Source organism: Rhodopseudomonas palustris HaA2 (assembly GCF_000013365.1).
Taxonomy (GTDB): Bacteria; Pseudomonadota; Alphaproteobacteria; order Rhizobiales; family Xanthobacteraceae; genus Rhodopseudomonas; species Rhodopseudomonas palustris_J.
Genome location: NC_007778.1, coordinates 4946903 through 4972166, shown reverse-complemented (window position 1 = coordinate 4972166; position 25264 = coordinate 4946903). Strand labels below are relative to the sequence as shown.

Annotated in this window: 26 protein-coding genes and 1 pseudogene; 20 read left to right on the top strand and 7 right to left on the bottom strand. The window is 66.9% G+C overall.

The annotated features are described in order from the left end of the window. The first annotated feature begins 32 nt into the window (after positions 1 to 32). The 3 genes from RPB_RS22110 to RPB_RS24975 all read left to right on the top strand — a co-directional run bounded on the left by RPB_RS22110 (position 33) and on the right by RPB_RS24975 (position 1637). On the top strand, positions 33 to 440 hold the full coding sequence (locus RPB_RS22110; RefSeq protein WP_245258276.1) for a nuclear transport factor 2 family protein: 408 nt from the start codon (positions 33 to 35) through the stop codon (positions 438 to 440). Next, positions 437 to 1219, top strand: a complete 783-nt coding sequence (locus RPB_RS22105) for an SDR family oxidoreductase (RefSeq protein ID WP_011443257.1) — start codon at positions 437 to 439, stop codon at positions 1217 to 1219. The genes RPB_RS22110 and RPB_RS22105 overlap by 4 nt, the downstream gene beginning before the upstream one ends. Before the next feature lie 154 nt (positions 1220 to 1373). After that, positions 1374 to 1637 carry a hypothetical protein gene (locus tag RPB_RS24975; protein ID WP_041798417.1) on the top strand — a complete coding sequence of 88 codons (264 nt, stop codon included), beginning with the start codon at positions 1374 to 1376 and terminating at the stop codon, positions 1635 to 1637. A 94-nt stretch (positions 1638 to 1731) separates the two neighbouring features. Here RPB_RS24975 and RPB_RS24360 read toward each other — a convergent pair. Beyond that, a pseudogene (locus tag RPB_RS24360) lies at positions 1732 to 1947 on the bottom strand (Lrp/AsnC ligand binding domain-containing protein); the annotation flags it as partial. A 215-nt stretch (positions 1948 to 2162) separates the two neighbouring features. Between RPB_RS24360 and RPB_RS22090 the strand changes: the two are divergent. From RPB_RS22090 to RPB_RS22065, 6 genes are all read left to right on the top strand, one after another. Beyond that, a complete protein-coding gene (locus RPB_RS22090) occupies positions 2163 to 2888 on the top strand; it encodes a response regulator (RefSeq protein WP_011443256.1) in 726 nt (241 codons plus the stop codon). A 5-nt stretch (positions 2889 to 2893) separates the two neighbouring features. Continuing rightward, entirely contained in the window at positions 2894 to 3892 is a 999-nt protein-coding gene (locus tag RPB_RS22085; RefSeq protein ID WP_011443255.1) for a cytochrome-c peroxidase, read from the top strand. Next, the gene (locus tag RPB_RS22080) at positions 3849 to 6398 is read left to right on the top strand and encodes a two-component system VirA-like sensor kinase (protein WP_049824715.1); all 2550 of its coding nucleotides are present in this window, start codon (positions 3849 to 3851) and stop codon (positions 6396 to 6398) included. The genes RPB_RS22085 and RPB_RS22080 overlap by 44 nt, the downstream gene beginning before the upstream one ends. 241 nt (positions 6399 to 6639) lie before the next feature. Continuing rightward, positions 6640 to 8280 (top strand): GMC family oxidoreductase, encoded by a 1641-nt coding sequence (locus RPB_RS22075; protein WP_011443253.1) that lies wholly within the window; start codon positions 6640 to 6642, stop codon positions 8278 to 8280. Between the two features lie 338 nt (positions 8281 to 8618). Beyond that, positions 8619 to 9674 carry a YeeE/YedE family protein gene (locus RPB_RS22070; protein ID WP_011443252.1) on the top strand — a complete coding sequence of 352 codons (1056 nt, stop codon included), beginning with the start codon at positions 8619 to 8621 and terminating at the stop codon, positions 9672 to 9674. A gap of 107 nt (positions 9675 to 9781) precedes the next feature. Beyond that, positions 9782 to 10234: a DsrE family protein gene (locus tag RPB_RS22065; RefSeq protein WP_011443251.1), complete on the top strand. Its 453-nt coding sequence runs from the start codon at positions 9782 to 9784 to the stop codon at positions 10232 to 10234. On the opposite strand, the gene RPB_RS22060 is transcribed toward RPB_RS22065, so the two are convergent. From RPB_RS22060 to RPB_RS22050, 3 genes are all read right to left on the bottom strand, one after another. Further along, positions 10149 to 11351: a YeeE/YedE family protein gene (locus RPB_RS22060; protein WP_011443250.1), complete on the bottom strand. Its 1203-nt coding sequence runs from the start codon at positions 11349 to 11351 to the stop codon at positions 10149 to 10151. The genes RPB_RS22065 and RPB_RS22060 overlap by 86 nt on opposite strands. Positions 11352 to 11421: 70 nt before the next feature. Then, positions 11422 to 11799, bottom strand: coding sequence for an ArsR/SmtB family transcription factor (locus RPB_RS22055; protein ID WP_011443249.1), 378 nt, complete (start codon positions 11797 to 11799; stop codon positions 11422 to 11424). Between the two features lie 36 nt (positions 11800 to 11835). Beyond that, positions 11836 to 12234, bottom strand: coding sequence for a thioredoxin fold domain-containing protein (locus RPB_RS22050; protein WP_011443248.1), 399 nt, complete (start codon positions 12232 to 12234; stop codon positions 11836 to 11838). Positions 12235 to 12274: 40 nt separating this feature from the next. Here RPB_RS22050 and RPB_RS22045 point away from each other — a divergent pair, with 40 nt between their 5' ends. Then, a complete protein-coding gene (locus RPB_RS22045; protein ID WP_011443247.1) occupies positions 12275 to 13018 on the top strand; it encodes a cytochrome c biogenesis CcdA family protein in 744 nt (247 codons plus the stop codon). A gap of 25 nt (positions 13019 to 13043) precedes the next feature. Next, complete coding sequence (locus RPB_RS22040; protein WP_011443246.1) at positions 13044 to 13625, top strand: SoxW family protein; 582 nt, start codon at positions 13044 to 13046, stop codon at positions 13623 to 13625. A gap of 228 nt (positions 13626 to 13853) precedes the next feature. Here the strand turns inward: RPB_RS22040 and RPB_RS22035 are convergent, their stop codons facing one another. The 3 genes from RPB_RS22035 to soxA are packed head-to-tail and all read right to left on the bottom strand — an operon-like array spanning position 13854 to position 15908. After that, entirely contained in the window at positions 13854 to 14360 is a 507-nt protein-coding gene (locus tag RPB_RS22035; RefSeq protein WP_011443245.1) for a GlcG/HbpS family heme-binding protein, read from the bottom strand. 26 nt (positions 14361 to 14386) lie between these two features. After that, positions 14387 to 15124: a sulfur oxidation c-type cytochrome SoxX gene (gene soxX / locus RPB_RS22030; protein WP_011443244.1), complete on the bottom strand. Its 738-nt coding sequence runs from the start codon at positions 15122 to 15124 to the stop codon at positions 14387 to 14389. Between the two features lie 13 nt (positions 15125 to 15137). After that, positions 15138 to 15908, bottom strand: coding sequence for a sulfur oxidation c-type cytochrome SoxA (gene soxA, locus RPB_RS22025; protein ID WP_433993721.1), 771 nt, complete (start codon positions 15906 to 15908; stop codon positions 15138 to 15140). A 228-nt stretch (positions 15909 to 16136) separates the two neighbouring features. Between soxA and soxY the strand changes: the two genes are divergently transcribed. The 9 genes from soxY to RPB_RS21980 all read left to right on the top strand — a co-directional run bounded on the left by soxY (position 16137) and on the right by RPB_RS21980 (position 25246). Next, positions 16137 to 16601, top strand: a complete 465-nt coding sequence (soxY, locus tag RPB_RS22020; RefSeq protein WP_011443242.1) for a thiosulfate oxidation carrier protein SoxY — start codon at positions 16137 to 16139, stop codon at positions 16599 to 16601. Positions 16602 to 16653: 52 nt separating this feature from the next. Further along, a complete protein-coding gene (gene soxZ / locus RPB_RS22015) occupies positions 16654 to 16983 on the top strand; it encodes a thiosulfate oxidation carrier complex protein SoxZ (RefSeq protein ID WP_011443241.1) in 330 nt (109 codons plus the stop codon). 140 nt (positions 16984 to 17123) lie between these two features. Beyond that, entirely contained in the window at positions 17124 to 18821 is a 1698-nt protein-coding gene (gene soxB, locus RPB_RS22010) for a thiosulfohydrolase SoxB (RefSeq protein WP_041798973.1), read from the top strand. Between the two features lie 69 nt (positions 18822 to 18890). Then, the gene (gene soxC, locus RPB_RS22005; RefSeq protein WP_011443239.1) at positions 18891 to 20168 is read left to right on the top strand and encodes a sulfite dehydrogenase; all 1278 of its coding nucleotides are present in this window, start codon (positions 18891 to 18893) and stop codon (positions 20166 to 20168) included. After that, positions 20152 to 20883: a c-type cytochrome gene (locus RPB_RS22000; protein ID WP_011443238.1), complete on the top strand. Its 732-nt coding sequence runs from the start codon at positions 20152 to 20154 to the stop codon at positions 20881 to 20883. The genes soxC and RPB_RS22000 overlap by 17 nt, the downstream gene beginning before the upstream one ends. 174 nt (positions 20884 to 21057) lie before the next feature. Beyond that, positions 21058 to 22149: a YeeE/YedE family protein gene (locus RPB_RS21995; protein ID WP_011443237.1), complete on the top strand. Its 1092-nt coding sequence runs from the start codon at positions 21058 to 21060 to the stop codon at positions 22147 to 22149. Positions 22150 to 22192: 43 nt separating this feature from the next. After that, positions 22193 to 22657 (top strand): c-type cytochrome, encoded by a 465-nt coding sequence (locus RPB_RS21990; protein ID WP_011443236.1) that lies wholly within the window; start codon positions 22193 to 22195, stop codon positions 22655 to 22657. Further along, on the top strand, positions 22654 to 23916 hold the full coding sequence (locus tag RPB_RS21985; protein WP_011443235.1) for an NAD(P)/FAD-dependent oxidoreductase: 1263 nt from the start codon (positions 22654 to 22656) through the stop codon (positions 23914 to 23916). Before RPB_RS21990 ends, RPB_RS21985 begins: the two co-directional genes overlap by 4 nt. 58 nt (positions 23917 to 23974) lie before the next feature. Further along, positions 23975 to 25246 carry an NAD(P)/FAD-dependent oxidoreductase gene (locus RPB_RS21980; RefSeq protein ID WP_011443234.1) on the top strand — a complete coding sequence of 424 codons (1272 nt, stop codon included), beginning with the start codon at positions 23975 to 23977 and terminating at the stop codon, positions 25244 to 25246. Positions 25247 to 25264: the final 18 nt, after the last annotated feature.

The following is a 25264-nucleotide window of genomic DNA, read 5'->3' as shown; positions in this document are numbered from 1 at the left end:
TCGAAATGGTTGTCCACGGCTAGTCAGGCCTCATGGCCGATCTATCGGCCGCCGATCCGGCTCCAGCCGCGGCCAAGGCCGCGCGAGGCGCCGCCACCGCAAGGAACAACGTCATGCCCCTCGTGCTGCCGCTCCCGATCTCCAAATATTTCTCCACGCACGGGCGCAGCAGCGCCGACATCGCGGATCTGTTCGTTGCAGCTGCCACCGTGACGGACGAGGGGCGCACCCATCAGGGCGTCACTGCGATTGCACGGTGGGTGGAGGAGAGTTCGGCCAAATACGACTTCACCACGCAGCCGATCGAGTCCGAAACCGTCGACGGGGCGAGCGTGGTGACGTGCCGGGTCACCGGAAACTTCCCCGGCAGTCCGGTCGATCTCCGCTACCGCTTCCGGCTCGCCGGCGACAAGATCGCGTCGCTGGAGATCGTCCCATGAGCTTCGATCTCGGGTTGAAAGGCCGTCGTGCGCTGGTCACCGGCGGCACGAAGGGAATCGGCGCGGCCGTGGTCCACGCGTTGGCCGAGGCCGGAGTCGAGCTGGTGACGACCGCAAGGTCGGTGCCGGACGCGCGCGTGAGCCATGCCGACTACGTGGCCGCCGATCTGACGACCGCAGCCGGCTGCGCCCGGGTGGCCGACGCGGTCAGGCAACGGTTCGGCGGCATCGATATCATCGTCCATGTCGTCGGCGGATCGACGGCGCCCGCCGGCGGCTATCTGGCGCTCGGCGATGCCGTCTGGGCCGATGAAATCAACGCCAATTTGATGGCCGCGGTGCGGCTGGACCGCGCTCTGGTGCCGCTGATGGTGGCGCAAGGGTCTGGCGTCGTCGTTCGCGTCACCTCGATTCAGCACGAGCTGCCGTTGCCCGACTCCACGACCGCCTACGCGGCGGCCAAAGCAGCGCTCTCGACCTACAGCAAAAGCCTGTCGAAGGAAGTCACGCCCAAGGGCGTCCGCGTCCTTCGCGTGGCGCCGGGCTGGGTCGAAACCGAAGCCGCAGTCCGCCTCGCCGAGCGCATCGCGGCCGAGGCCGGTACCGACTACGAAGGAGGCAAGCGGATCATCATGGCCGGCCTCGGTGGCGTGCCGCTCGGCCGCCCGAGCCGCCCGGACGAAGTCGCGGACCTCGTCACCTTTCTCGTATCGGCCCGCGCCAGCGCCGTCACCGGAGCCGAATATCGCATCGACGGCGGCACAGTGCCGACGGCGTGATGCGCGCACGAGCTCGAAGCACAGGCCATGGTGCTTCGCGATCCGATGCGGGCCGGACGACGATTGCAATTGTAGCGCGGTCGGAGCGCCGCGACATCGAACCGCAAGATACGGATCGGAAAACCCAGCATCGCCTGGAAGCTGGATTGCCCCCATGTCTCGCATCGTCATGTCTCGCATCGTCACGATCGCCACGACGTTCGCCGCTGTCGCGCGGGATGCGTCGCTCCGCGCGCGCGGCTACGGCCCGCTCACGGCGTTGCCGCTGCCCGCGGGCTATCCGGTCGGCGGCCTGGCCGGCGAGCAGTGGCGGGTCACGGCGTTTCAGCTCGCAACCGATCAAGCCGGAATGGTCGCTGTGCTGATCGTCGCATGGGTCCTGACGTGGTCGCGGGCGCGCGGGGGCCATCATGGCTAGTATCGATCGCCACGATCGACTGGCGCAGTCGCTGTCGTCCTGCCTCGCCGCGGTGCTGCGCTGGACGGCCCTCGCATTGTCGAATGTGAGGTCGGAATGGCAGGTGTGCGTTCTCCTCGACCGTTTTCATCACGAAGAAGGTGCGCGTCTGCCGAACGCCGGGCAGGGCGATCAGCTTCTGGCCGTGGAGCTTGTTGAAGTCCTCGATGTCCCGGACGCGGATCTTCAGCAGGTCGTCGAAGTCCCCCGCGACCAGATTGCAGCCGAGCACCTCCTTCATTCGAAGCACGGCGCCCTCGAAGGCCGCAAATCCGAGCTGGGCCGTGGAATCTTCTTCCATAGTCGGATCGCCATACGAATGAAATGTTCAGTAACGCACGCGCCGCATGACGCGTATCAGTATCGTCCGCAAGTCGAGAGCACGTTCCGGCCGAATTCGTCTGTTTTCCGCAGCAACTGACCGAGAGCGAAGTTCGCATCCCATTGCGATGACGCGGGCTGCGCCGCGCCGTCCTGGAGTCCGACGTGAAACACATCCTTGTCGTGGACGACGACAGCAGGCTGCGAAGCATGCTGGTCGATTATCTCACGCAGCATGCCTTCCGCGCGAGCGCCGCGAAGGACAGCCATCAGCTCGGTCAAATCCTCGCCAATGATCCCGCGGACCTCATCATCGTCGACCTCAATCTCGGGCGAGAAGACGGCCTCGAGATTGTCCGCTCCCATTCCACCAAGTCGGACGCGCCGATCATCATCATCAGCGGTGATCGGCTGGACGAGGCGGACAAGGTCGTCGGCCTCGAGCTCGGCGCGTCCGACTACATCACCAAACCGTTCGGTCTGCGGGAATTCGTCGCCCGGATACGCGCCGCGCTGCGGGTGAAGTCCCCCGCCGTCCTGCCGGATCGCAGCATCTATCGGTTCGGCGACTGGATGCTGAACGCCAAGCGGCGCCAGCTTGCGTCGCGTGCGGCCGGAGAGGTCAAGCTGACCGCCGCCGAGTTCAATCTGCTGATGGCCTTCCTCGGCGCGCCGAAGCAGGTGCTGTCGCGCGAGCAGTTGCTCGCTGCCAGCCGCGTTCACAACGAGGAGATCTTCGACAGAAGCATCGACGTGCTCATTCTGCGCCTTCGCCGCAAGCTGGAGCCCGACCCGTCGAATCCCAAGCTGATCGTGACCGAGCGCGGCGCCGGCTATGTCCTCGACGCGGACGTGGCGGTGGAGCATCGCCCCGTCGGCAGGAAAATGTAACGGCCGTGCAAAGCAGCAGGCCGGCCCGCCGTCCCCGATCCAGGCTGAGCGGTCTGTGCGCGGCGCTGCTGTGCTCGGTGGTCGACTGTGCGGCGGCCGAAATGCGGGAGTTGCGCACGTTCGCCCCGCTCGAGGCGGCATCGTCGCTCGACGCCGACAAGGTCGCGCTCGGCCGGATGTTGTTCGGCGATTCGATTCTGTCGAGGACGCGGGCGATCGCGTGCACATCCTGCCACGACCTCGCCCGTGGCGGAACGGTGCCGCTGTCCCGCGCCATCGCCGAAGACGGCCGGGAGCACGGCTTCAATGCTCCGACGATCTTCAACGTCGCGGCGAACTACCTGCTGGGCTGGCGCGGCAAGCAGACGTCGCTCGAGGCCGTCAGCGAGAAAGTGCTGCTCGACGGCCGGTTGATGGCCGCCGATTGGGAGCTGCTGACCGCAAGGCTCGAACAGAGCCGATCGTATGTGTCGTGGTTTCGCCGCATCTACGGGCGCAAGGCCGATCGGGCGAGCCTGCTCGACGCGCTGGTGACGTTCCAGCGATCGCTGCTGACGCCGAACTCCCGCTTCGATCGCTACCTGCGCGGCGACGGCTCCGCACTGACGCCGGGCGAACGCGAGGGGCTGAAGCTGTTCATGAGCTACGGGTGCGCGTCGTGTCACCAGGGAGTCAATCTCGGCGGCAATATGCGTCAGCGCTTCGGAATCTTCCCGGAGCCGGACGGACCGCCGGAATCCCCTTCGAAGGCTGCGCCGCCGGACGCGTCCGAGCAAAATCTGTTTCGGGTGCCGAGCCTGCGAAACGTCGCGGTCACCGCACCGTACTTCCACGATGGAGGCGTCGCGAGTCTGTCGGAGGCGGTGTCGATCATGGGGCGACGCCAACTCGGCCAGACCCTCTCCGCCTCGGACACGGACGCCATTGTGTCCTTCCTGAAAACGCTCACCGGCGAATACGATGGTCGCGAACTCGAAAATCCGGCGCCGGCACGTGTTCCGTGAGCACTGGCGGATCGGTCTGCTGGCGCTCTTCGCTGCGGTGTTCGGAACCGTCGCCCTCGGTCTCGTGCCATCGCGCGATCGCCACGACGGCATCCTCGCGACTTTGCGCATGATCGAGTTGCAGAACGCATCCTTGCAGCGCGACGTTCTGCAGGCGCGCGCCGGGCTGCTCAAGAACTACGACCCGCTCGTCCGTGCGATCGCCGGGCTCAACGCGACGACGGACAATCTGCGGACGCTGCTGATCGCCAGTCGACGCGACGGGATCGCCGGACTGGACGGCGAGCTGGATGCGATTTCCGGTTCGATCGCTCGCGACGAGAGTCTCGTCGATCGGTTCAAGACCAGCAATTCGCTTCTGCAGAATTCCATCGAGATCTTCAATCAGCTTCTCGGCCAGCGCTATCGGGACCCGTATTTCGAGGGGCAAACGCCGAGCGAACAGGCCGGACAGCTCGGCAATCTGATGATGCGGTTCGCGTCCAACCCCTCGGCCGACCTCGAACTGCAGATCAGGGCGGAGCTGGAAGGCCTGAAAGGTCGCGCGGACAGCCGGCCGGGCTATCTGCGAGGGCTGACATCCCACGCGGTGATGATCCTGAGAACGCTGCCTCTGGTGGATCAAACGACCCTCGCGCTTCAGGGAGCCGAAACGCTGAACGCGGCGGACGGTCTCCGCAAGCGCTACCTCGACGTCTACGAGGCGATGACCGAACGATCGACGCGGCACCGTGTGATCCTCGGTGCCGTCTCGCTCGCGATGTTCGGCTTCGTCGCCATGCTGGTTCAGCGGCTTCGCGAGAGCCGCCGGATGGCGGCGTATCAGAGCCGGTTCGAAGCCGCGCTCGACAAGGTCCGGCGGCTGTTCGATGACGACTCCACGACGCTCGAAGCCGCCGTCGAAGCCGCCTTGGACATCTTTGCGAAGTCGTTCGGCGGAACGACGGGGCGCTTCACGATTTTCGATCCGCGGACCGGCGAGATCCTGCACGATGTCGGACTAACGGGTTGCGAGGTGTGGGAACATGCCGTTGGACGAGCCGGGGAGCGGATGAAGGTGCAGGCCTCCGCGGCCAATCGGGCCGCCTCGGCGCAGAGCCGCGATATCGTGACGGTGCGGCGGGGAAACGCGATCGATGCGTCGGGAATGTTTCAACTGCAGCCCGGCAGCACGGCCTTGCTGCAGTTGAACGTCGGCGAGCCGTCCCTGAGGGACGACACCGGTTTGCCGAGGCTGCTCCAGCAGGCCGCGGAGTGTCTCGTCGACTGCGTCAGGCTGGTGCAGGATCGCGAGGAAAAGGAGGCGCTCCACGCGCGACTGGAGCATTCGCAGCGGCTCGAGGCCGTCGGCACGCTCGCAGGCGGGATTGCGCACGAATTCAACAACATCCTGCTGGCGATGATGGGCTACAGCGAGATGGCGCTGGATGCGAGCGCGGACGGATCCGCCGCGGCGCGCTATATTCAGGAGACCATCGACAGCGGCCATCGGGCCAAGCTGGTGATCGATCAGGTTCTGGCGTTCAGTCGAAAGGGCGCGCGGATCAGCAGGCCCTTCGACATCTGCGAAGCCGTGCGCGACGTGCTGCCGCTGCTGACGGTGTCGATTCCCGAGCACGTCGCGCTGGATGTCGATCTGCCTCGCCGTCGTGTGACGGTCACGGGCAATCCGATCGAGGTTCAGCAGATCGTCATGAACATCTGCCGGAACGCAGCCCAGGCTTGCCGCGATGCGGCGGTCGTCACCATCACCCTGTCGGCCGTCGAACTGCGGACCGTGACCCGACTGTCGCACGGCAACGCGCCGCCGGGCGGCTATGCGGTTCTCCGCGTCGCCGATACGGGCGACGGAATCGAGCCAGGCGTTTTGCCGCATATTTTCGAGCCGTTCTTCACGACGCGATCCGAGGCGGGAGGCACCGGGCTGGGGCTGGCCGCGGTGCACGGCGCGATCGTCGGCATGGGAGGCTGTGTCGACGTGCAAAGCCGCGTCAGCGCCGGCACGCGGTTCGATCTGTACTTCCCCATCACCCATCGACCGTCCGTCGCGCTGCGCGACTTCACCGCCGATCAGTCCGTCCCGATGGGGGCCGGGCAGACGATCGTCATCGCGCAGGCGGATGATGCGGCGAGGATGATGTACGAAGAAAAGGCGGCGGCCCTGGGCTATGAGCCGATCGGCTTTTCAAGACTGAGCGACCTCGACGGCTGGATCGCGAAACGCGGACACGTCGCCGATCTGGTGATCCTCGACGCCGGCCTTTGCTCCGACCAGCTCGATGCGTTGACTGTCGAGCGGCATTTCAGACCGATCCCGGTGCTGCTGATCGGAGAATCCAAGACCTTCGCAGCCGCTGAGAGAGCGGCTGTCGACCGGCCGCACGTCTTGAAGGGTCCGGTGACGACGACCCGCCTTGCATGGGCGATCGCGACGGCGCTGGCCGAGGCCGGGGTAGAGGCAGAGGCGATCGGGCCCACGCGCGCGCTCTCGCCGGAATTGGACTAGCGGACAGCCGCTCCGCCCACGACCAGGACGATCACCACCTCGCGCGTCGGCTCTCCTCTTTCATTTGTAACGCTCGGCGCCGCCGCAGCAACATCCCTGACATTTGCCCCCGACATTGGTCTCTCGCTCCGATGCGGAGAAAGCGATGCGTCGATCCGATCGCGTCGGACCGTCGGGCGCTGCCGCCTTCCGTTTCACCTCCATCGATGCCGTCGGACCGGCACCAATCAAGGATCATGTGATGACACAGGACACGCAGGACATCGATCACGCCCGGGCCGTGGCGGAGAACCAGACTCGTCTGCGCGCGCGATTGGCCGACGGCTTCGATTTCATCGTGTGCGGCGCCGGCTCGGCGGGCTGCGTGGTCGCGGCGCGTCTGGCCGAGAAGCCCGACGTGCGGGTGCTGCTGCTCGAAGCCGGCGACGGCGAGATGTCGCCCAGGCTCGTGGAGCCGGCGATGTGGCCGATGAATCTCGGCACCGAGCGCGACTGGGCGTTCGAATCGCAGCCGACGCCGACCCTGAACGGGCGGCGCCTTCCGCTCAACATGGGCAAGGGGCTCGGCGGCGGCTCGAGTATCAACGTCATGGTCTGGGCGCGCGGTCACCGCGCGGATTGGGACTACTTCGCCGCCGAGGCGGGCGACGGCTGCTGGGGTTACGAATCCGTGCTCGACACCTATCGCCGCATCGAGAGCTGGCAGGGCCATCCCGACCTGCGTCGGCGCGGGACCGGCGGCCCCGTGCATGTCGAACAGCCGGCCCAGCCGCGGCCGGTCGCCAGCGCGATGGTCGAGGCCGCGAGCATGCTCGGCCTGCCGCGCTACGCCAGTCCGAACGGCGAGATGATGGAATCCGCCGGCGGCGTGGCATACGCGGATCTGCGGATCAAGAACGGGAAGCGGCAGTCGGTCCATCAGTCCTACACCTATCCGCGCATGCACCAGCCGAACCTCACGGTGCTGACCCACGCGACCGTCGGCCGGCTCGTGCTGGACGGCCACAAGGCGGTCGGGGTGCAGGCCCTGGTCGGCGATCGGCTGATGACCTTCGATGCGCGCCGCGAGGTCGTGCTGTCGCTCGGTGCGATCAACACGCCGAAGCTGCTGATGCAGTCCGGCATCGGCCCCGAGGACGAACTGCGCGCCCACGGCATCGAGGTGGTGCAGCATCTGCCGGGCGTCGGCCAAAATCATCAGGACCATGTCGCCTTCGGCTGCACCTGGGAATATCTGCGGCCGCAGGAGGTCGGCAGCGGCGGGTGCGAGGCGAAACTGTACTGGAAGAGCGATGCCCGCCTGGACGCGCCCGACATCCTGCAGTGTCAGCTCGGATTCGCCGTGCCGTCGCCGGCCGAGGTGGGGATCGCGCCACCGCAGCACGGCTGGACGATGTTCGCCGGGCTGGCTCAGCCGAAGAGCCGCGGGCGTGTGCGGCTGTCCGGGCCCGATATCGGCGACGCCATGCTGATCGAGCCCAACGCGCTCAGCGAGCCCGAGGACATGGCCGCGGCGCGGGCGACCATCGAGCTCTGTCGCGAGATCGGCAATCATCCGGCCTTCGGCCGGCAGGTGCAGCGCGAGGTCGTGCCCCGGCTGGGCGACCGCCTGGCCATGGACCAGTTCATCCGAAACGCGGCGGTGACCTACTGGCATCAATGCGGCACCGCCAAGATGGGCCGCGACGCGATGGCCGTGGTCGACCGGCGGCTCCGGGTCTACGGGATCGAGAATCTCCGGATCGCGGATGCGTCGATCATGCCGCGGATCACCTCCGGCAACACGATGGCGCCCTGCGTCGTGATCGGCGAGCGCGCCGCCGACATGATCTGCGCCGCGCATGACGACTCGTTCGACGTCGTCGAGCCCATCGGCGCGTGAGCGGCCGACGTCCGACAGGGCGAGCGGGCGGCATGTGGATCGGCCGCCCGCTCGACATCGACGAAGGCCGCGGCAACGAATTCACCATGCGGGTCGGGTGACGCCGCCCAGCAGAGCAATGGCCCCGCCGGGGGTCGACCAACCGCGCCGCGCCGGCGGATCGGCGCGGCGGAGAGAATAATGGTTTTGCGTCCGGTCCGATCCGGAGAGAAATCATCTCGCTTCGCCGGACGCCGGGGCAAGTTTCGTCTTAGTTTCGGGCTGGTATTTACCGCGCGCGGCCCGCGTGACTATGTCTGCTGCCGGACCCGCGTATCGCGGCGAGGCAGGAGACGACCATGCAGATGCCCGAACTCGTCATCGTCCTGGGATTTGCGCTCGGCGCCGCGCTCGGCGTGGCCGGGTTGCTGAGCGGCTTCTGCCTGATGAGCGGGCTGCGCGACTACTGGACCCGCGACGACGGCCGCAAGCTGCGCAGCTTCGCGCTGGCGCTGGCCGTGGCGATCGCAGGCACGCAGGCGATCGGCGGTGCCGGTCTCGTCGAACTCGACAAGTCGATCTATCTGCAGCCGTCGTTCTCGGCGCCGCTGATTTTTCTCGGCGGCCTCATGTTCGGCATCGGCATGGTGCTGGCGAATGGCTGCGCGTCGCGGGCGCTGATCCTGCTCGGCAAGGGCAATCTGCGCTCGCTGGTGGTGATCGGCATCATCGCGGTCGCGGCGCAGATCACGCTGAAGGGGTTGCTGGCGCCGGCGCGGCTCGCCGTCCTGCAATGGACGCAAGTCACACCCGGCCACGTCTCGGTGCCGGAGCTGCTCGGCAGCTTCGGGATCGGCGAGAGCGTCGCGCGGATCGCGGCGGTGCTGATCGTCAGCGGCGCGCTGATCGCCTTCGCCTTCTCCGACCGCGCCTTCCGCAGGAGCCCCGGCCAGATCGCCGCCGGCCTCGTCATCGGCCTGCTGGTGGTCGCGGGCTGGCTCACCACCGGCTGGATCGGCGCCGACGACTTCAATCCGCTGCCGGTCACCTCGCTGAGCTTCGTCGCGCCGCTGGCCGACACGCTGCAATACGCGATGCTGTCGACCGGGCTGTCGCTGTCCTTCGGCGTCGCACTGGTCGCCGGCGTCCTCGCCGGCAGCGTCGCCACCGCGTTGCTGAGCGGGCGCTTTGCGCTGGAAGGCTTCACCTCGGCGCCGCATATGCTGCGCTCGGTCGCCGGCGCGGCGCTGATGGGCGCGGGCGGCGCGATGGCCTATGGCTGCTCGATCGGACAGGGCCTCACCGGCCTGTCGACGCTGGCGCTGCCGTCCTTCATCGCCGTCGCCGGCATCGTCGCCGGTGCTGCGCTCGGCATTCGCCGCCTGGCGCCGGTCGCGGCGCTGGCGGTGCGCTGAAGCCGCATCGCCGGACTCATCGCCAAGTATCACGATCGCGTGCTGCGGATGACAGTCGCGCCGCGCGCCGCTAACCTGCCCTCAACAAACATATCAGGGAGGCTCCCATGAAGCTGCTGTTCGGCGCGGTCGCCGCCGTCGCGATGTTGGCGTTCGGCATGGCGCCGGGTGTCGCTGCCGGCGCCAAATCCCACCGGGTCGCGATCCAGGTCGATCAGAACGATCCGGCGGTGATGAATCTGGCATTGAACAACGCCGCCAACATCATGGAGGCGTACAAGGCGAAGGGCGAGGACGTCGAAGTCGAGGTCGTCACCTATGGTCCCGGGCTGCATATGCTGCGCAACGATACTTCGCCGGTGAAGGATCGCATCAAGCAGATCGCCGATGCGAGCTTCCCCGCCACCATCAAATTCACGGCTTGCGACAACACCAGGCTGGGTATGGAAAAGCACGAGGGCCGTGCGGTCGGCGTCATTCCGCAGGCGAGCGTGGTGCCGTCGGGCGCGGTGCGTCTGATGGAACTGCAGGAAGACGGCTGGAGCTATCTGAGGCCCTGAGTGGCATCGGCGGGCGACGCCGGAGGGCGCCGCGCAGCCGGCCCCAGCTGCGGCCGATCAATTCCGCCGGCGAACCGTCGACCAGCACGGCGATCCCCATCCGGGCGCCGAGCATCATGCCGCCGATCGCGATCGGCCACGACAGCGCCATCATCGAGCCGGCGGTGATGCCCTGGCCGATGGTGCAGCCGCCCATCAGGATGCCGCCCACGCCCATCAGCGCCGCGCCGCCGAGATGACGGCGCATCTCGTGGTCGTCGTCGAACGCCTCCCAGCGCAATTCGTCGGCGCGCCACGCCGCGATGAACGACCCGAGCACCACGCCGAACACCGTGCCGACGCCGAAATCGGCGAAATTCGCGGCGTTCAGCAGCCCCGCATAGATCGCCTTGCCGATGGTCGAGACGAAGGTCAGGCTTTGCGGATGCACCGGCCCGGCGAATTCGTCGGCCAGCCTGGTCGTCGCCAGCCAGCCGGCGATGGTGAGCAGGCCGAGCGCGATGCCGGCGGTGAGCAGCCGCGGCGTGCGCCGCAACCGCTTGTCGCCGAATGCCAGCAGGCACAGCGCACCGCCGCCGAGCGCCGCGATCGCGGCACGCAGATCCATGCCGAACAGATGCCGGGTGAGCGATGCGAGGTCGGTGCTGACGCCCTCCGGCATCGCCACCGACAATTGCTCGAGGCCGGTGATGCGGACGCCGGAGAACACGCCGCGCAGCGTCGCATAGGCGGCGCCGCCGAGCACCAGGATCACCACGAAGCTGCGCAGATCGCCGGTGCCGAGCCGGACCAGCGATCCGAAGCCGCAGGTGCCGACCATCGCCATGCCGATGCCGAACAGCACGCTGCCGAGCATGATCGAAACCAGCGGCAAGGCCGGCGCGGTGTAGTTGGTCTGCCCGGGATCGAGCACGCCGGCGATCACCAGCGCCTGGGTGCCGATCAGCGCGATGCCGAGGGCGAGGCCGAAGATCCGCAGCCGCCGCGTGTCGCCGCCCATCAGCGCGTCCTCGACCGCGCCGAACGAGCACAGCCGCGCCAGCCGCACGAAGAATCCCGCCGCCGTCCCGATCCCGAGGCCGGTCAGCGCGAGCAGCCAGGCGGACGTGTCCTGCATGGGGTTCCCTCGAAAGCGCGCACGCGCCGCGTCGGTCGCGGGGCCGTTGTGCGCTGCGGCGAGGGTCGGATTACTTCTGCTCGCCACCTCTCGCCGAGCTGCAGAAGATATCATAGATCACGGAGATCACGCGACGGACATCGTCGTTGGCGAGACTATAGTAGATGGTCTTGCCGTCGCGCCTGGTATCGACCATGCCGTCGTAGCGCAGTCGGGCGAGCTGCTGCGACACCGCCGACTGCCGCAGCGACAGGATGTTCTCCAGTTCGGACACCGAGCGCTCGCGCTCGGCCAGCAGACACAGCAGCAGCAGCCGGTTCTCGTGCGACACCGCCTTGAGAAAACTGCTCGCCTTGCGCGCGCGGCGCATCAGCATGTCGAGCTCGGGCGAGTATTCCGCGCCGTCGCGGAATTCGGTCTCGATATCCGGGTCGAGGATCGATGTCATTTCGTTCAATTGGCCTCGGGTTGCGCCGGTCGGGCTTCAGGTGTGCTTGGGATCGGGCGGCGGCGTGAGCTTCGCGACCATGGTCCCGAGCAGCCCCCAGAACGCATCGTCGTTGATGTAACCGGTGATGCGGCCGATCTCGCGGCCATTGTCCATCACCACGAAGGTCGGCGTGAAAATCACCGGCGAATTTACCGCAACGCCGGACGGCTTGTCGCGGTCGATATTGACGCGCCGCAGCGGAAGCAGTTTGGCCTCCGCGGTCTTGCCGTAGATCGGGCCGACCTCGCGGTCCCAGCGCGCGCACCAGACGCAGCCGTCGCGCTCGAACATCACCAGTTCGGCCGCCCATGCGCCCGCCGGGGCGAGCGCCGACGCCAGCATTGCGCAGAGCAGCATCGATTTCAGAAGCATTCGGGCCATGATATGATACATATAGACGAATTCGCATGTTTATTCCAGCGTCGAGAACGCCGTGGCTTCTAGTATCTCTCTCATCGGCGCGTTCGGGGCGGGGGTGCTGTCGTTCCTGTCGCCCTGCGTGCTGCCATTGGTGCCGCCGTATCTGTGCTTTCTGGCCGGCGTCAGCCTAGACCAGCTCTCCCGCGGTTCCGATCAGCCGGCGAAGGCGGTCGATTGGCGCGTGGTCGGGTCGGCGGTGGCCTTCGTGCTGGGATTTTCGACCGTGTTCGTCGCGCTCGGCGCGTCGGCCTCGGTGGTCGGCAAGGTCGTCACCGAGTATTTCGAGACGCTGGCGATCGTCGCCGGGGTGGTCATCGTCATCCTCGGATTGCATTTTCTCGGCGTATTCCGGATCGGGCTGCTGTTTCGCGAGGCGCGCTTCCATAATGTCCGCCGCGGTGCCGGTTTTCTCGGCGCCTATGTGGTCGGGCTCGCCTTCGCGTTCGGCTGGACGCCCTGTGTCGGCCCGGTGCTGGCGACGATCCTGCTGGTCGCCGGCGTCGAGGGCGCGGCGGCGCGCGGCGCGGCGCTGCTCGGCGCCTATTCGCTGGGGATCGGGCTGCCGTTCCTGCTGGCGGCGCTGTTCTCCGGCGGCTTCATCCGGCTGATGGCGCGGATGCGCGCCCATATGGCGACGATCGAGAAGCTGATGGGCGCGGCGCTGGTCCTGACCGGGGTGCTGTTTCTGACCGGCGCGATGCCGAAAATTGCCGGATGGCTGCTGGAGACGTTTCCGGCGTTCGGAACGATCGGATAGCGCGCGCCAAACAAGGAGGGCAGTGATGATCGACCGTCCAATGTCTCGCCGCCATGCGCTGGCCGCGCTCGGCGCCGGCGCTCTCGGTTTGCGGATGATGCCGGCCTTCGCCAAGCCGGTGCTCGGCGACGACGGGCTGTATCAGCTCGACTGGTACTTGCAGAGCTTCCTCGATCTCAAAGACGATCTCGACGGCGCCACCGCCAAGGGCAAGCGCTTCGCCATCCTGTGGGGCCTGAAAGGCTGCCCGTCCTGCAAGAAGATGCACGAGGTCCATCTCAGCGACCCGGCGATCGCGGGCTATATCCGCGACCATTTCGAGATCCTGCACCTCAACCATATCGGCGCCCGCGAGGTCACCGATTTCGACGGCGGCAGGCTCGGCGAGAAGGCGTTCGCGCAGGCCTATGGCATCCGCTTCACGCCGACGCTGCAGTTCTTTCCCGACAGCAGCGAGGGCCTCGCCGCGCGCAAACCGCAGGACCGCGAAGTGGCGCGGATGCCCGGCCTGCTGGAGCCGCCGGAGTTTCTGGCGATGTTCAGATACGTCCGCGAGAAGGGCTATCAGTCGGCGCCGTTCACCGAGTGGCTGAAGAAGCCGGCGTAGCAAGCGCACTTCCTATCCGCCGTCATTCCGGGGCGCGAGCGCAGCTCGCGAACCCGGAATCTGTCGTCCCCGCGCAGGCGGGGACCCATACGCCGCAGCATCTCGATTGAAGCACTGAGGCGGAGGCCTTCTTTCACTTGGGAGGCCAGGGGGTATGGGTCCCCGCCTGCGCGGGGACGACTCGTTGTGGATGCTTTCGCTCGCGCATCGGAACGACTCGTGGTGGCTCTAGAAATCCAGCCGGTCCCTGATCGCCTCGATGCCGGCTTTGGCGCAGGAATCGTCGGCGTCGCCGCCGGGCGCGCCGGAGACGCCGATGCCGCCGACCAGCGAGCCGCCGGCCTCGATGATCAGGCCGCCGCCGAGCACGACCACATTGGGCAGATCGCGCAGGCCGGATTGCGGCATGCCGGGCTTGGTGATCGCCTGCAGATCCGTCGTCGAGGTCTTGAACGACACCGCGGTCCAGGCCTTGCCGGTCGCGGTGGTGGGCGAATGCGCGCCGGCGAAGCGGTCGCGCAGCATCACCTGCGGCAGCCCGGTGCGGTCGACCACGGCGACCGCGACCTGAAAGCCCTGCTTGCGGCATTCGGCGAGCGCGGCTTTCGCGCTGTCGAGCGCCAGCTCGGGGCTGAGCGATTTGGTGACGACCAGCGCGTCCTGCGCGCCGGCCGGCAGCGTGGTGAGAAGCGCGCCGGCGATCATCGCGATCGCCGGAATCGAGTGTCGGGTCATCGGATCCCCCTTCGGCCGCAGGGCCGTTACTTGTTGACCGGCGATTCCGGATCGAACAGGAACGCCATCACGTCCTTGATCTGCTGCTCGGTCAGGAAGTTGTTGGTGCCGAACCGCGGCATGTTCGAGCACGGCACCACCGCCTGCGAGTTGTAGATCTTGGTGTAGGCCTGCTTGATCTCGGCTTCGGTGTAGTTGCGGTCCTTGCCGTAATGCGTGAGGCTCGGGCCGAGCGTGCCGAACGACACTTCCGACGGCGCCATCTGGTGGCAGGCGTAGCAATTGCCGCCGTTGACGGTGTCGGCCTTGTCCGAGAACTGCCCGCCGCGGCCGTTATTGGCGATCTTGGCGCCGGCCTTCCAGTCGCCGAGCAGCTTGCCGTCGGCCGGGAACACCACCTTCTTGATCTCGCGCTGCATGATCGCTTCGGCGATGTCGGTCGGCACTTCGTTGCGGAATTTGTTGCACGCCTTCATCGTGTCGTCGGGGACGATCCTCTGCTGCCATTCTTCCGGCGCCTTGCCGAAGGTGGCCTTGACGTAGGCGTCGACGGTTTCGGCCGACACCTTGTGAATCGCCGCGCTCGGCGTCGCCGCGGCGTCGGCCTTGGTCGCCGCCGGCTTGGTCGTCGGTTCGGTGGCCTTGCTGGTCGCCGCGACCGGCTTCGGCGGGATCGCCTGATCGGCGGCGTGAGCCGCGATCGGACCGCAGGTCAAAGCGCCGAGCGCGAGCGCCAGCATCGAGAACTTCGTCAATGTCGTCATGATGCGGCCTCCCTCAGCGCTTGATGGACGGAACGACGAGTTCGCCGCCCGCCGCGATCTTGTTGAGATACGATGTCAGCGCGGTGATGCCCTCGGAGCCGTACTCCGGGGCCGGCCAGCGTTGCTGGCGGTAGCAGTCCCAGATCCGGTGCTGGAAGGTCCGCAGCGCGCTCTGCGACACGCGATAGGTCGGCCAGCTCGCCATCGTCAGTTGGGCGTCCTTGCCGGGGCCGGCGAGATACGGCAGTCCCTGCAGCCGGATGCGCTTGCCTTCGGCGCCGTGACAGGTCGAGCAGGAGAAATCCATCACCCCGCCGCGACGGTGAAACAGCTCCTCGCCGACCGCCGCCATTTCCTGTTCCTTGGGATGTTTGAGCTGTGGCTCGATCGCCATGCCGCTCGACTTGTTGGCGATGAACGCCACCAGGTCCTCCATATCGGAGACCCGGCCGGGGCCGGAGAAGCGTCGGGCGACGACGTCCTTGGTATCGAGCCCCTGGATGTTCTGCATGCACCAGAGAAGGCGCTGCTCGAGATCCATCACCCGGTCGGCGTCCTTGAAGTAGCGCGGCAGTTGCGCGAAGGCGCCGTCCAGCTTGCCGGCGCCGAGGCCGAGATCGCAGCCTTCGAGCGAGACGTTGTTGCTGCCGCGCTTCGAGGCCCAGAGCTGCTCGCCGCGATCGACCGCGAGGAAACCGGGATTCGACATCGGGTCGGAAATCATCGCGCGATAGCGCTCGATCTCCTTTTCGCTGGCGTCCTCGGCGTGAACGCGAAACGGCATTGTGCAGAGCACAAACGCAGATAGCACTGCTAATCCGATGGATCTCATCTCGCACCCTCCCTCTGTCGACCGTCTTGTGCGGTCTAAAAACCCGGTAGCCCACCGGATATCTTTACATTCAAGAAAAACAATATCATGATGTTTGCGGATCATGACCGATCACGCTTGGAAACGTCAAGCGGTAGCTGAAGGCAAGGGACGCGAAAGACTCCCTGAGGAGATGCCCAAATGAATCTGATGAAGGTTGAGCCGAGCCGACGCGACGCGCTGGCGTTTGCAGGACTCGCGGGCCTCGCCGCGCTGCTGGCGCCGCGCATGGCGTTCGCCGATGTCGCTGCGGTCGATGCCGAGATCAAGAAGCTCTACGGCGACAAGAAGCCCGAGAGCGGCAAGATCAAGCTCGACGTGCCGGAAATCGCCGAAAACGGCCTGGTGGTCCCGGTCAATGTCGAGGTCGAAAGCCCGATGACCGAGGCCGACTACGTCAAGGCGGTACACGTCTTCGCCGACGGCAATCCGCTGCCCGGCATCGTCAGCTACAAGTTCACGCCCGCCTGCGGCAAGGCCGCGGCCTCGACCCGGATGCGGCTGGCGCAGACCCAGAACATCATCTGCATCGCCGAAATGTCGGACGGCAAGCTGTATTCGACCAAGGCCAGCGTCAAGGTCACCATCGGCGGCTGCGGCGGCTGAGCCCGGCGGCATCGAAGCCGACAGCAAGAAACAGACAGGCGAGGACATTCAGATGGCGATCACTCCCACCCCCCGCGTTCGCGTTCCGACCCAGGCCAAGCCGGGCGAACTGATCGAGATCAAGACGCTGATCTCGCACGAAATGGAATCCGGCCAGCGTAAGGACGCGTCCGGCAAGATCGTGCCGCGCAAGATCATCAACACCTTCGTCGCCGCGTTCAACGGCAAGACGGTGTTCGAAGCCGAATGGAATCCGGCGATCTCGGCCAACCCGTATCAGTCGTTTTTCTACAAGGCGTCGGAGTCCGGTGAACTCGTCTTCACCTGGAAGGACGACGACGGCTCCAACTACACGTCCAAGCACAAGCTGACCGTCGCCTAACGACGGCGCGTCGGCGCTGATTCGCATCGACCGTGGGCGTGCAGCCCGCGGATCGCGGAGTTGCGCCGAATTTTTAGTCGAGCGGATCGGGCCCGTGCGCAATGCAGGGCCGCGTCTGCGCGGACAAGGGAACGGAAACGATGATCTCGCGGCGGGAATTCCTGCAGGCCACAGCGGCCGCATCGGCGCTCACGATCGGCAGCGGCCTCGGTCCGATTGGGCGGGTGGCGGCGCAGCAGCGGCTGACGCAGGCCGACATTCTGAAGTTCGATCCGCTCGGCACGCTGACGCTGCTGCACGTCACCGACATCCACGCCCAGCTGATGCCGCTGCATTTCCGCGAGCCGTCGGTCAATCTCGGCGTCGGCGAGGTCAAGGGCAAGCCGCCGCATCTGACCGACGCGGAATTCCGCAACTACTTCCACGTCGCCACCGGATCGCCGGACGCCTTCGCGCTCACCGCCGATGATTTCGTCGCGCTCGCCCGCAATTACGGCCGGATGGGCGGCATGGACCGCATCGCCACCTTGGTGAACGCGGTGCGCGCCGAGCGCGGCGCCGACAAGGTGCTGCTGCTCGACGGCGGCGACACCTGGCAGGGCAGCTGGACCTCGCTGCAGAGCAAGGGCCAGGACATGATCGACGTCATGACCGCGCTGAAGCTCGACGCGATGACCGGCCATTGGGAATTCACCTACGGCGCCGAGCGGGTCAAGCAGGTCGCCGACTCGGCGCCGTTCGCCTTCCTGGCGCAGAACGTCCGCGACAACGAATGGCAGGAGCCGGTGTTCGAGGCGCGCAAGATGTTCGAGCGCGGCGGCGTCAAGATCGCGGTGATCGGGCAGGCGCTGCCGCGCACCGCGGTCGCCAATCCGCGCTGGATGTTTCCGAACTGGGAGTTCGGCATCCGCGAGGAGGACATCCAGAAGCAGGCCGACGACGCCCGCGCCGAAGGCGCCGAGGTCGTGGTGCTGCTGTCGCACAACGGCTTCGACGTCGACCGCAAGCTCGCCGGCCGGGTCAAGGGCCTCGACATCATCCTCACCGCCCACACCCACGACGCGATGCCGGGCCTGATCAAGGTCGGCGACACCGTGCTGGTGGCGTCGGGCTCGCACGGCAAATTCGTGTCGCGGCTCGACATCGCGGTGAAGGGCAAGAAAGTGTCCGACATCCGCTTCAAACTGATGCCGGTGTTCGCCGACGCCATCGCGCCGGACCCGGCGATGAAGCAACTGGTCGAGAAGCTGCGTGCGCCCTACGCCAAGGATCTCGCGCGCGTCGTCGGCAAGACCGATTCGCTGCTGTATCGCCGCGGCAATTTCAACGGCACCTTCGACGACCTGATCTGCGACGCGATGCTGAAGCAGCGCGACACCGAGATCGCGCTGTCGCCGGGCTTCCGTTGGGGCGGCACGCTGCTGCCGAACGAGGACATCACCTGGGAGGCGATCACCAACGCCACCGCGATCACCTATCCGAACTGCTACCGCAGCGAGATGACCGGCGAGCAGCTCAAGAACGTGCTCGAGGACATCGCCGACAACATCTTCCACCCAGACCCGTATTTCCAGGGCGGCGGCGACATGGTCCGCACCGGCGGCATGGGCTATTCGATCGATATCGGCAAGGAGATCGGCTCGCGGATCTCCGGCATGGTGCATCTCAAGACCGGCAAGCCCATCGAGGCGTCGAAGACCTACACCGTCTCCGGCTGGGCCAGCATCAACCAGAACACCGAGGGCCCGCCGATCTGGGACGTGCTGGCCAAGCACGTCGCGCAGGCGGGGCCGGTGAAGATCGATCCCAACAGCGCCGTCAAGGTGTCGGGCGCCTGAGATGACGACCGCCTCCGACGCTCCCCGACCGCTGCAGTCGCGCATGGTGATAGCAAAAGGCAATCCGGCATGAGTGAGAAGCCCCCCTCCGACATCCTCGATCGCCGCCGGTTTCTCGGCGCTGCCGGCCTCGCCGGCGCCGGCGCGCTGCTGCCGCTCGCCGCCAAGGCCGGCGAGGCGGCGAAGCCCGACCCGATGATCACCGAGCTGCAGGACTGGAATCGCTTTCTCGGCGACGGCGTCGACAAGAAGCCCTATGGCGTGCCGTCGAAATTCGAGAAGGACGTGATCCGCCGCGACGTGTCGTGGCTCACGGCGTCGCCGGAATCCTCGGTCAATTTCACGCCGCTGCACGCGCTCGACGGCATCATCACGCCGTCCGGCCTGTGCTTCGAGCGCCATCACGGCGGCGTCGCCGAGATCGATCCGGCGCAGCACCGGCTGATGATCAACGGCCTGGTCGACACCCCGATGGTGTTCACCATGGACGACATCCGGCGGATGCCGCGGGTCAACAAGGTGTACTTCCTGGAATGCGCGGCGAATTCCGGCATGGAGTGGCGCGGTGCGCAGCTCAACGGCTGCCAGTTCACCCACGGCATGATCCACAATGTGATGTACACCGGCGTGACGCTGAAGACGCTGCTGGATCAGGCCGGGCTGAAGCCGAACGCCAAATGGCTGATGCTGGAGGGCGCGGACTCCGCCGGCATGAACCGCTCGCTGCCGGTGTCGAAAGCGCTCGACGACGTGCTGATCGCGTTCGCGATGAACGGCGAGGCGCTGCGTCCGGAAAACGGCTATCCGCTGCGCGCGGTGATTCCCGGCTGGCAGGGCAATCTCTGGGTCAAATGGCTGCGCCGCATCGAGGCCGGCGACATGCCGTGGCAGGCCCGCGAGGAGACCTCGAAATACACCGACCTGATGCCGGACGGCCGCGCCCGCAAATACACCTTCGTGATGGACGCGAAAAGCGTGATCACCAATCCGTCGCCGCAGGCGCCGCTGAAATTCAAGGGCCGCAACGTGCTGAGCGGCGTCGCCTGGTCGGGGCGCGGCACCGTCAAGCGCGTCGACGTCACCATGGACGGCGGCCGCAACTGGCGCGAGGCGCGGATCGACGGGCCGGTGCTCGACAAGTCGATGGTGCGTTTCTACGTCGATTTCGACTGGAACGGCGAAGAGTTGATGTTGCAGTCGCGCGCCATCGACGAGACCGGCTACGTGCAGCCGAGCAAGGCCGAGCTGCGCAAGGTCCGCGGCGTCAATTCGATCTACCACAACAACGGCATCCAGACCTGGCTCGTGCATCCGGACGGAGTGACTGAAAATGTCGAGATCGCTTAGTCTCATCGCCGGTCTCGCCGCCGCCGCGCTGGTCGCCGTGCCGCTGACCGGGGCAATCGCCGAGAAGGCCGCGCCGAAGCCGTCGAAGGCCGCGGCGACCAAGACGGTTGCGCCGCCGCCCGCGCCGGTGAAACTCGGCCTCGGCCGGCAGGCGCTGCCGGAAGAAATTCACGCCTGGGACACTGATGTGCGTCCCGACGGCGTCGGCCTGCCGCCCGGCAAGGGCACCGCGAAAGAAGGCGACGCGCTGTTCCAGGAGAAGTGCTCGACCTGCCACGGCGAATTCGGCGAAGGCGTCGGCCGCTATCCGGTGCTGTCCGGCGGGGTCGGCACGCTGACCGCCGATCGCCCGGACAAGACCGTCGGCTCGTATTGGCCGGACGCCACCACGGTGTACGACTACATCAGCCGCGCCATGCCGTTCGGCAATGCGCGCTCGCTCACCGCCGACGAGGCCTATGCGCTGACGGCCTATCTGCTCAACATGAGTGACGTGATCAAGGATCCGGATTTCGAACTGAACCAGGGCAACCTCGCGAAGGTGAAGATGCCCAACGCCGACGGCTTCTACCTCGACGATCGCGAGGTTTCCGAGAAGCAATTCTGGAACAAGAATCCGTGCATGACGAATTGCGGTCCCGCGCCGAAAGTGATCGGACGCGCGATCTCGGTCGACGTCACGCCGGACGAGAAGGCCGGGCCCAGGGTGGACTGACGATGAGTGCGATACACGGCCGCGCGCCGTGGGCGCGAAGTAACAATTGCGGGAATTCGGCGGTGCGGCGAAGTCGCGTTGCGCCAGATCAATGCCCGATCGGAGGATCGACACACTATCTGATAATTATCCTGGGCTTGCGCGCCCCGACGATGCGGCGCGGAGGAAACATCCTTGAACCTCGAGCAGTTCATCGAACGCTTCGGCGAAACCGCCGCGCTGACCGCCGGCGGTCTGGCGGTGGGCATCGCTTTCGGGGCCTGCGCCGAGCGCAGCAAGTTCTGTCTGCGCGCGGCGGTGATCGAATTCTCCGAAGGTTCACTCGGGCCCAAGCTCGCGGTGTGGCTGCTGACGTTCTCGGCCGCGGTGGCCGCGACCCAGGCGGCGATTGCCACCGGCCTGCTCGACGTCTCCGAAGCGCGCCAGCTCGCCGCCACCGGCAGCCTGTCCGGCGCGGCGATCGGCGGGCTGATGTTCGGCGCCGGCATGATCCTGTCGCGCGGCTGCGCCAGCCGGCTGCTGGTCTTGTCGGGAACCGGCAATCTGCGCGCGCTGGTCACCGGACTGATTTTGACGATCGTGGCGCAGGCCTCGCTGCGCGGCGTGCTGTCGCCGGCGCGGGAATTCCTGTCGCAGCTCTGGACGCTGCCGGGCGGCGCGGCGCGCAATCTGCTCAGCGTCGCGCATGTCGGCTCGGTGGTCGGGGCATCGCTCGGCGTGTTCGGGCTCGCCGTGGCCTTCTGGCTGGCGTGGCGCAACCGGATCGGCATCGTCAACGGGGTCGCGGCGATCGGCGTCGGCCTGGCGGTGACGGCCGGCTGGCTGGTCACCTACACGCTGTCGCTGTATGCGTTCGAGCCGACCACGGTGAAGAGCGTGAGCTTCACCGGGCCGTCGGCCGATACGCTGATGGGGCTGATCAATTCGCCCTCGGTGCCGCTCGGCTTCGATATCGGGCTGGTGCCCGGCGTGTTCGTCGGCTCGCTGGTCGCCGCGCTGATCGGCCGGGAGTGGAAGCTGCAGGGCTTTCACGATGGGCTGAGCATGGGGCGCTACGCCGCCGGCGCGTTCCTGATGGGCTTCGGCGGCATGCTGGCGGGCGGCTGCGCGGTCGGCGCCGGCGTCACCGGCGGCTCGATCTTCGCGGTCACCGCCTGGCTGGCGCTGGCGGCGATGTGGCTCGGCGCGCTGGTGACGCATACATTGATTGACGCCAAAGCGGCGGCGCTCGCGCCGGCGCTGACGACGAACCAGACCGGCAAGTAAGCCGGCATCGACAGTAGACGGGAAACCTCTGGGAGGAAGCAGGATGGCCACGACCGGCCAAGCGCCGCCGCGTGCCGCGCGAGGAACGCGGGCGATACGTGCGGTGCGGGCGATGCGCCCGGCGCGCGGCGTATCCGCGGCGCTGCGCGCGGCCGTCGCCGGCGTGGCGTTGTGCGGCGCGGCGAGTGCCGCCGCGGCCGGCGACCGCGAACTCGGCGAATATCTCTCCAGCGAATGCGTCACCTGCCATCAGCTCAGCGGCCGGTTCGACGGCATTCCGTCGATCGTCGGCCGCGCCGAGCCCGAACTGATCGAGGCGCTGACCGAGTATCGCGCCAAGCTCCGCGACAATCAGGTGATGCGCGCCATCGCCGCCAAATTCAACGACGAGGAGATCGCCGCGCTCGCGAGCTATTTCGGCAGCCTCGAACAAGACAAGAACGAGCACAACATCGACCGGACCGGGGACGTCCGGGCATTCACATCGACCATGGAGGGCAAGAAATGACCATCGACAGACGCCAATTCTCGACCGGCCTGCTGGCCGCCAGTCTCATCGCCATGCCCGGCGTGCTGCGCGCGCAGGCCAAGCCGCGCGTCGTGGTGATCGGCGGCGGGCCGGGCGGCGCGACGGTGGCGAAATACGTCGCCCGCGACTCCCAGGGCGCGATCGACGTCACCATGGTCGAGCCGCTGGAGCAGTTCATCACCTGCTTCCACTCCAACCTGTTCCTCGGCGACATGCGCAGCATGGCGTCGATCACCCACCCCTACAAGCTCGGCGGCTACGGCGTTAAGCACGTCCGGCAGATGGCGGCGGCGATCGACCGCGACAAGAAGCAGGTCCGGCTCGCCGACGGCAGCGTGCTCGACTACGACCGGCTGGTGGTCGCGCCCGGCATCGACATCAAGTTCGACTCGGTGCCCGGCTATTCCGAGGCCGCCGCCGAGATCATGCCGCACGGCTGGAAGCCCGGCGCGCAGACGCTGCTGGTGAAGAAGCAACTCGACGCGCTGGAGGACGGCGCCACCATCGTGATGCTGGCGCCGCCGAATCCGTATCGCTGCCCGCCCGGTCCGTACGAGCGGGTCTCGGTGATGGCGATGGTGCTGAAGGCCAAGGGCCACACCAAGTCGAAGATCATCGTGATCGATCCGAAGGACAAATTCTCCAAGATGGCGCTGTTCCAGGAGGGCTGGCAGAAGCACTATCCCGGCATGGTCGAATGGATGGACCCGAAGATGCACGGCGGCCTGAAATCGGTCGATCCCAAGGCGATGACGGTGACCACCGATTTCGAAACCATCAAGGCGTCGATGGTCAACGTCATCCCGGCGCAGATGGCCGGCAAGATCGCGCGCGATTCCGGCCTCGCCAATCCGTCCGGCTTCTGCCCGATCGATGCGGCCAGCATGAAGTCGACCATCGATCCCAACATCTACGTGCTCGGCGATGCGGCGATCGCCGGCGCGATGCCGAAATCGGCGTTCTCCGCCAACAGCCAGGCCAAGGTGGTGGCGAATGCGGTGCGCGGCGACCTGACCGGCGCGCGCACCTTCCCGGCGCGCTATGCCAATACCTGCTGGTCGGTGCTGGCCAAGGACGACACCGTCAAGGTCGGCGGCCGCTACGAGCCGAAGGACGGCGCCATCGCCGAGGTCGAGGGCTTCGTCTCCAAGACCGGCGAGGAGTCCGGCCTGCGCTTCCAGACCGCCGAAGAGAACATGGGCTGGTATGCCGGCATCACCGCCGACATCTTCGCCTGAGACCCCGAGCGAGTCGGCGCCGCCGCGCCGACTCGCGTTCCCCGTTCGGAGACATCACGTGCCGAAACCGATCCTGATCAGCCGTCGCGGCGTGATCCGCGCCGCCGCGGCATCCACGGCGTTGCTCGCCTGCCCGGCGATCGCCAAAGCGCGTCCGAAGGTCGTGGTGATCGGCGGCGGCGCCGGCGGCGCCACCGCGGCGAAGTATCTGCGCCACGGCGACGATTCCGTCGAGGTGACGCTGGTCGAGGCCAACCGCATCTACGTCACGCCGTTCACGTCGAACCTGTATCTCGGCGGGCTGAAGCCGTTCGAGGCGTTGAACTACGGCTATGAGGGCATTGCGGCGCGCGGCGTCGGCATGGTGTTCGACAGCGTCGCCGCGATCGACCGCGACGCCAAACAGGTGCGCACCGCGAGTGGGGCGCGGCTGTCCTACGACCGCCTGGTGCTGTCGCCCGGCATCGATTTCCGCTGGGACGCGATCCCCGGCTATTCCGAGGCCGCCGCCGAGACGATGCCGCACGGCTATCGCGGCAGCGCGCAGTTCCAGTTGCTGAAGCGCCGGCTCGACGCGCTGTCCGACGGCGCGCTGATCGTGATCATCGCGCCGCCCAATCCGTATCGCTGCCCGCCGGCGCCTTACGAGCGCGCCTCGATGATGGCCCATGCGCTGAAGAGCCGGGGCGTGAAGAACGCCCGCATCGTCATCCTCGACGCCAAGGATCATTTCGCGATGCAGACGTTGTTCATCGACGGCTGGGAGCGGCATTATCCCGGCATGATCGAATGGCAGGACCCGACCATCCACGGCGGCATCAAGGCAGTCGATCCGAAGGCGATGACCGTGACCACCGATTTCGAGACCCACAAGGCGGCGCTGGTCAACGTCATCCCGCCGCAGATCGCGGGGAAGCTCGCGCGCGATTCCGGCCTCGCCGACGCCAGCGGCTTCTGCCCGGTCGATGCCGGCACCATGATCTCGCTGATCGATCCGTCGATCCAGGTGATCGGCGATTCCGCGACCGGCGGTGAATTTCCCAAATCCGGCTTCGCCGCCAACAACGAGGCGAAGGGCGCGGCGATGATCCTGCGCGCCGAATTGCTCGGCGAGCGGCGGATGCCGATCCGCTTCACCAACCATTGCTGGAGCGACATCGCCCCCGACGACGCCGTCAAGAACGGCGCCCGCTACACCCCGCAGGACGGCAAGATCGTGGCGTCCGATCCCTACACCTCGCAGCTCGACGAAAGCGCGGAGCTGCGCGCCAAGCAGGCGCGCGAGGCGGCGGGCTGGTACATCGGCATGACGACGGACATCTTCGGCTGAGCGCGGCGCGTCGATCCG

Excerpts from the sequence above, each read along its gene's own strand:
- RPB_RS22110 (WP_245258276.1), top strand. The coding sequence starts at position 33 with ATGGCCGATCTATCGGCCGCCGATCCGGCTCCAGCCGCGGCCAAGGCC.
- RPB_RS22105 (WP_011443257.1), top strand. The coding sequence starts at position 437 with ATGAGCTTCGATCTCGGGTTGAAAGGCCGTCGTGCGCTGGTCACCGGC.
- RPB_RS24975 (WP_041798417.1), top strand. The coding sequence starts at position 1,374 with ATGTCTCGCATCGTCATGTCTCGCATCGTCACGATCGCCACGACGTTC.
- RPB_RS22080 (WP_049824715.1), top strand. The coding sequence starts at position 3,849 with ATGGTCGCGAACTCGAAAATCCGGCGCCGGCACGTGTTCCGTGAGCAC.
- RPB_RS22075 (WP_011443253.1), top strand. The coding sequence starts at position 6,640 with ATGACACAGGACACGCAGGACATCGATCACGCCCGGGCCGTGGCGGAG.
- RPB_RS22070 (WP_011443252.1), top strand. The coding sequence starts at position 8,619 with ATGCAGATGCCCGAACTCGTCATCGTCCTGGGATTTGCGCTCGGCGCC.
- RPB_RS22065 (WP_011443251.1), top strand. The coding sequence starts at position 9,782 with ATGAAGCTGCTGTTCGGCGCGGTCGCCGCCGTCGCGATGTTGGCGTTC.
- RPB_RS22060 (WP_011443250.1), bottom strand. The coding sequence starts at position 11,351 with ATGCAGGACACGTCCGCCTGGCTGCTCGCGCTGACCGGCCTCGGGATC.
- RPB_RS22055 (WP_011443249.1), bottom strand. The coding sequence starts at position 11,799 with ATGACATCGATCCTCGACCCGGATATCGAGACCGAATTCCGCGACGGC.
- RPB_RS22050 (WP_011443248.1), bottom strand. The coding sequence starts at position 12,234 with ATGTATCATATCATGGCCCGAATGCTTCTGAAATCGATGCTGCTCTGC.
- RPB_RS22040 (WP_011443246.1), top strand. The coding sequence starts at position 13,044 with ATGATCGACCGTCCAATGTCTCGCCGCCATGCGCTGGCCGCGCTCGGC.
- RPB_RS22035 (WP_011443245.1), bottom strand. The coding sequence starts at position 14,360 with ATGACCCGACACTCGATTCCGGCGATCGCGATGATCGCCGGCGCGCTT.
- soxX (WP_011443244.1), bottom strand. The coding sequence starts at position 15,124 with ATGACGACATTGACGAAGTTCTCGATGCTGGCGCTCGCGCTCGGCGCT.
- soxA (WP_433993721.1), bottom strand. The coding sequence starts at position 15,908 with ATGCCGTTTCGCGTTCACGCCGAGGACGCCAGCGAAAAGGAGATCGAG.
- soxY (WP_011443242.1), top strand. The coding sequence starts at position 16,137 with ATGAATCTGATGAAGGTTGAGCCGAGCCGACGCGACGCGCTGGCGTTT.
- soxZ (WP_011443241.1), top strand. The coding sequence starts at position 16,654 with ATGGCGATCACTCCCACCCCCCGCGTTCGCGTTCCGACCCAGGCCAAG.
- soxB (WP_041798973.1), top strand. The coding sequence starts at position 17,124 with ATGATCTCGCGGCGGGAATTCCTGCAGGCCACAGCGGCCGCATCGGCG.
- soxC (WP_011443239.1), top strand. The coding sequence starts at position 18,891 with ATGAGTGAGAAGCCCCCCTCCGACATCCTCGATCGCCGCCGGTTTCTC.
- RPB_RS22000 (WP_011443238.1), top strand. The coding sequence starts at position 20,152 with ATGTCGAGATCGCTTAGTCTCATCGCCGGTCTCGCCGCCGCCGCGCTG.
- RPB_RS21990 (WP_011443236.1), top strand. The coding sequence starts at position 22,193 with ATGGCCACGACCGGCCAAGCGCCGCCGCGTGCCGCGCGAGGAACGCGG.
- RPB_RS21985 (WP_011443235.1), top strand. The coding sequence starts at position 22,654 with ATGACCATCGACAGACGCCAATTCTCGACCGGCCTGCTGGCCGCCAGT.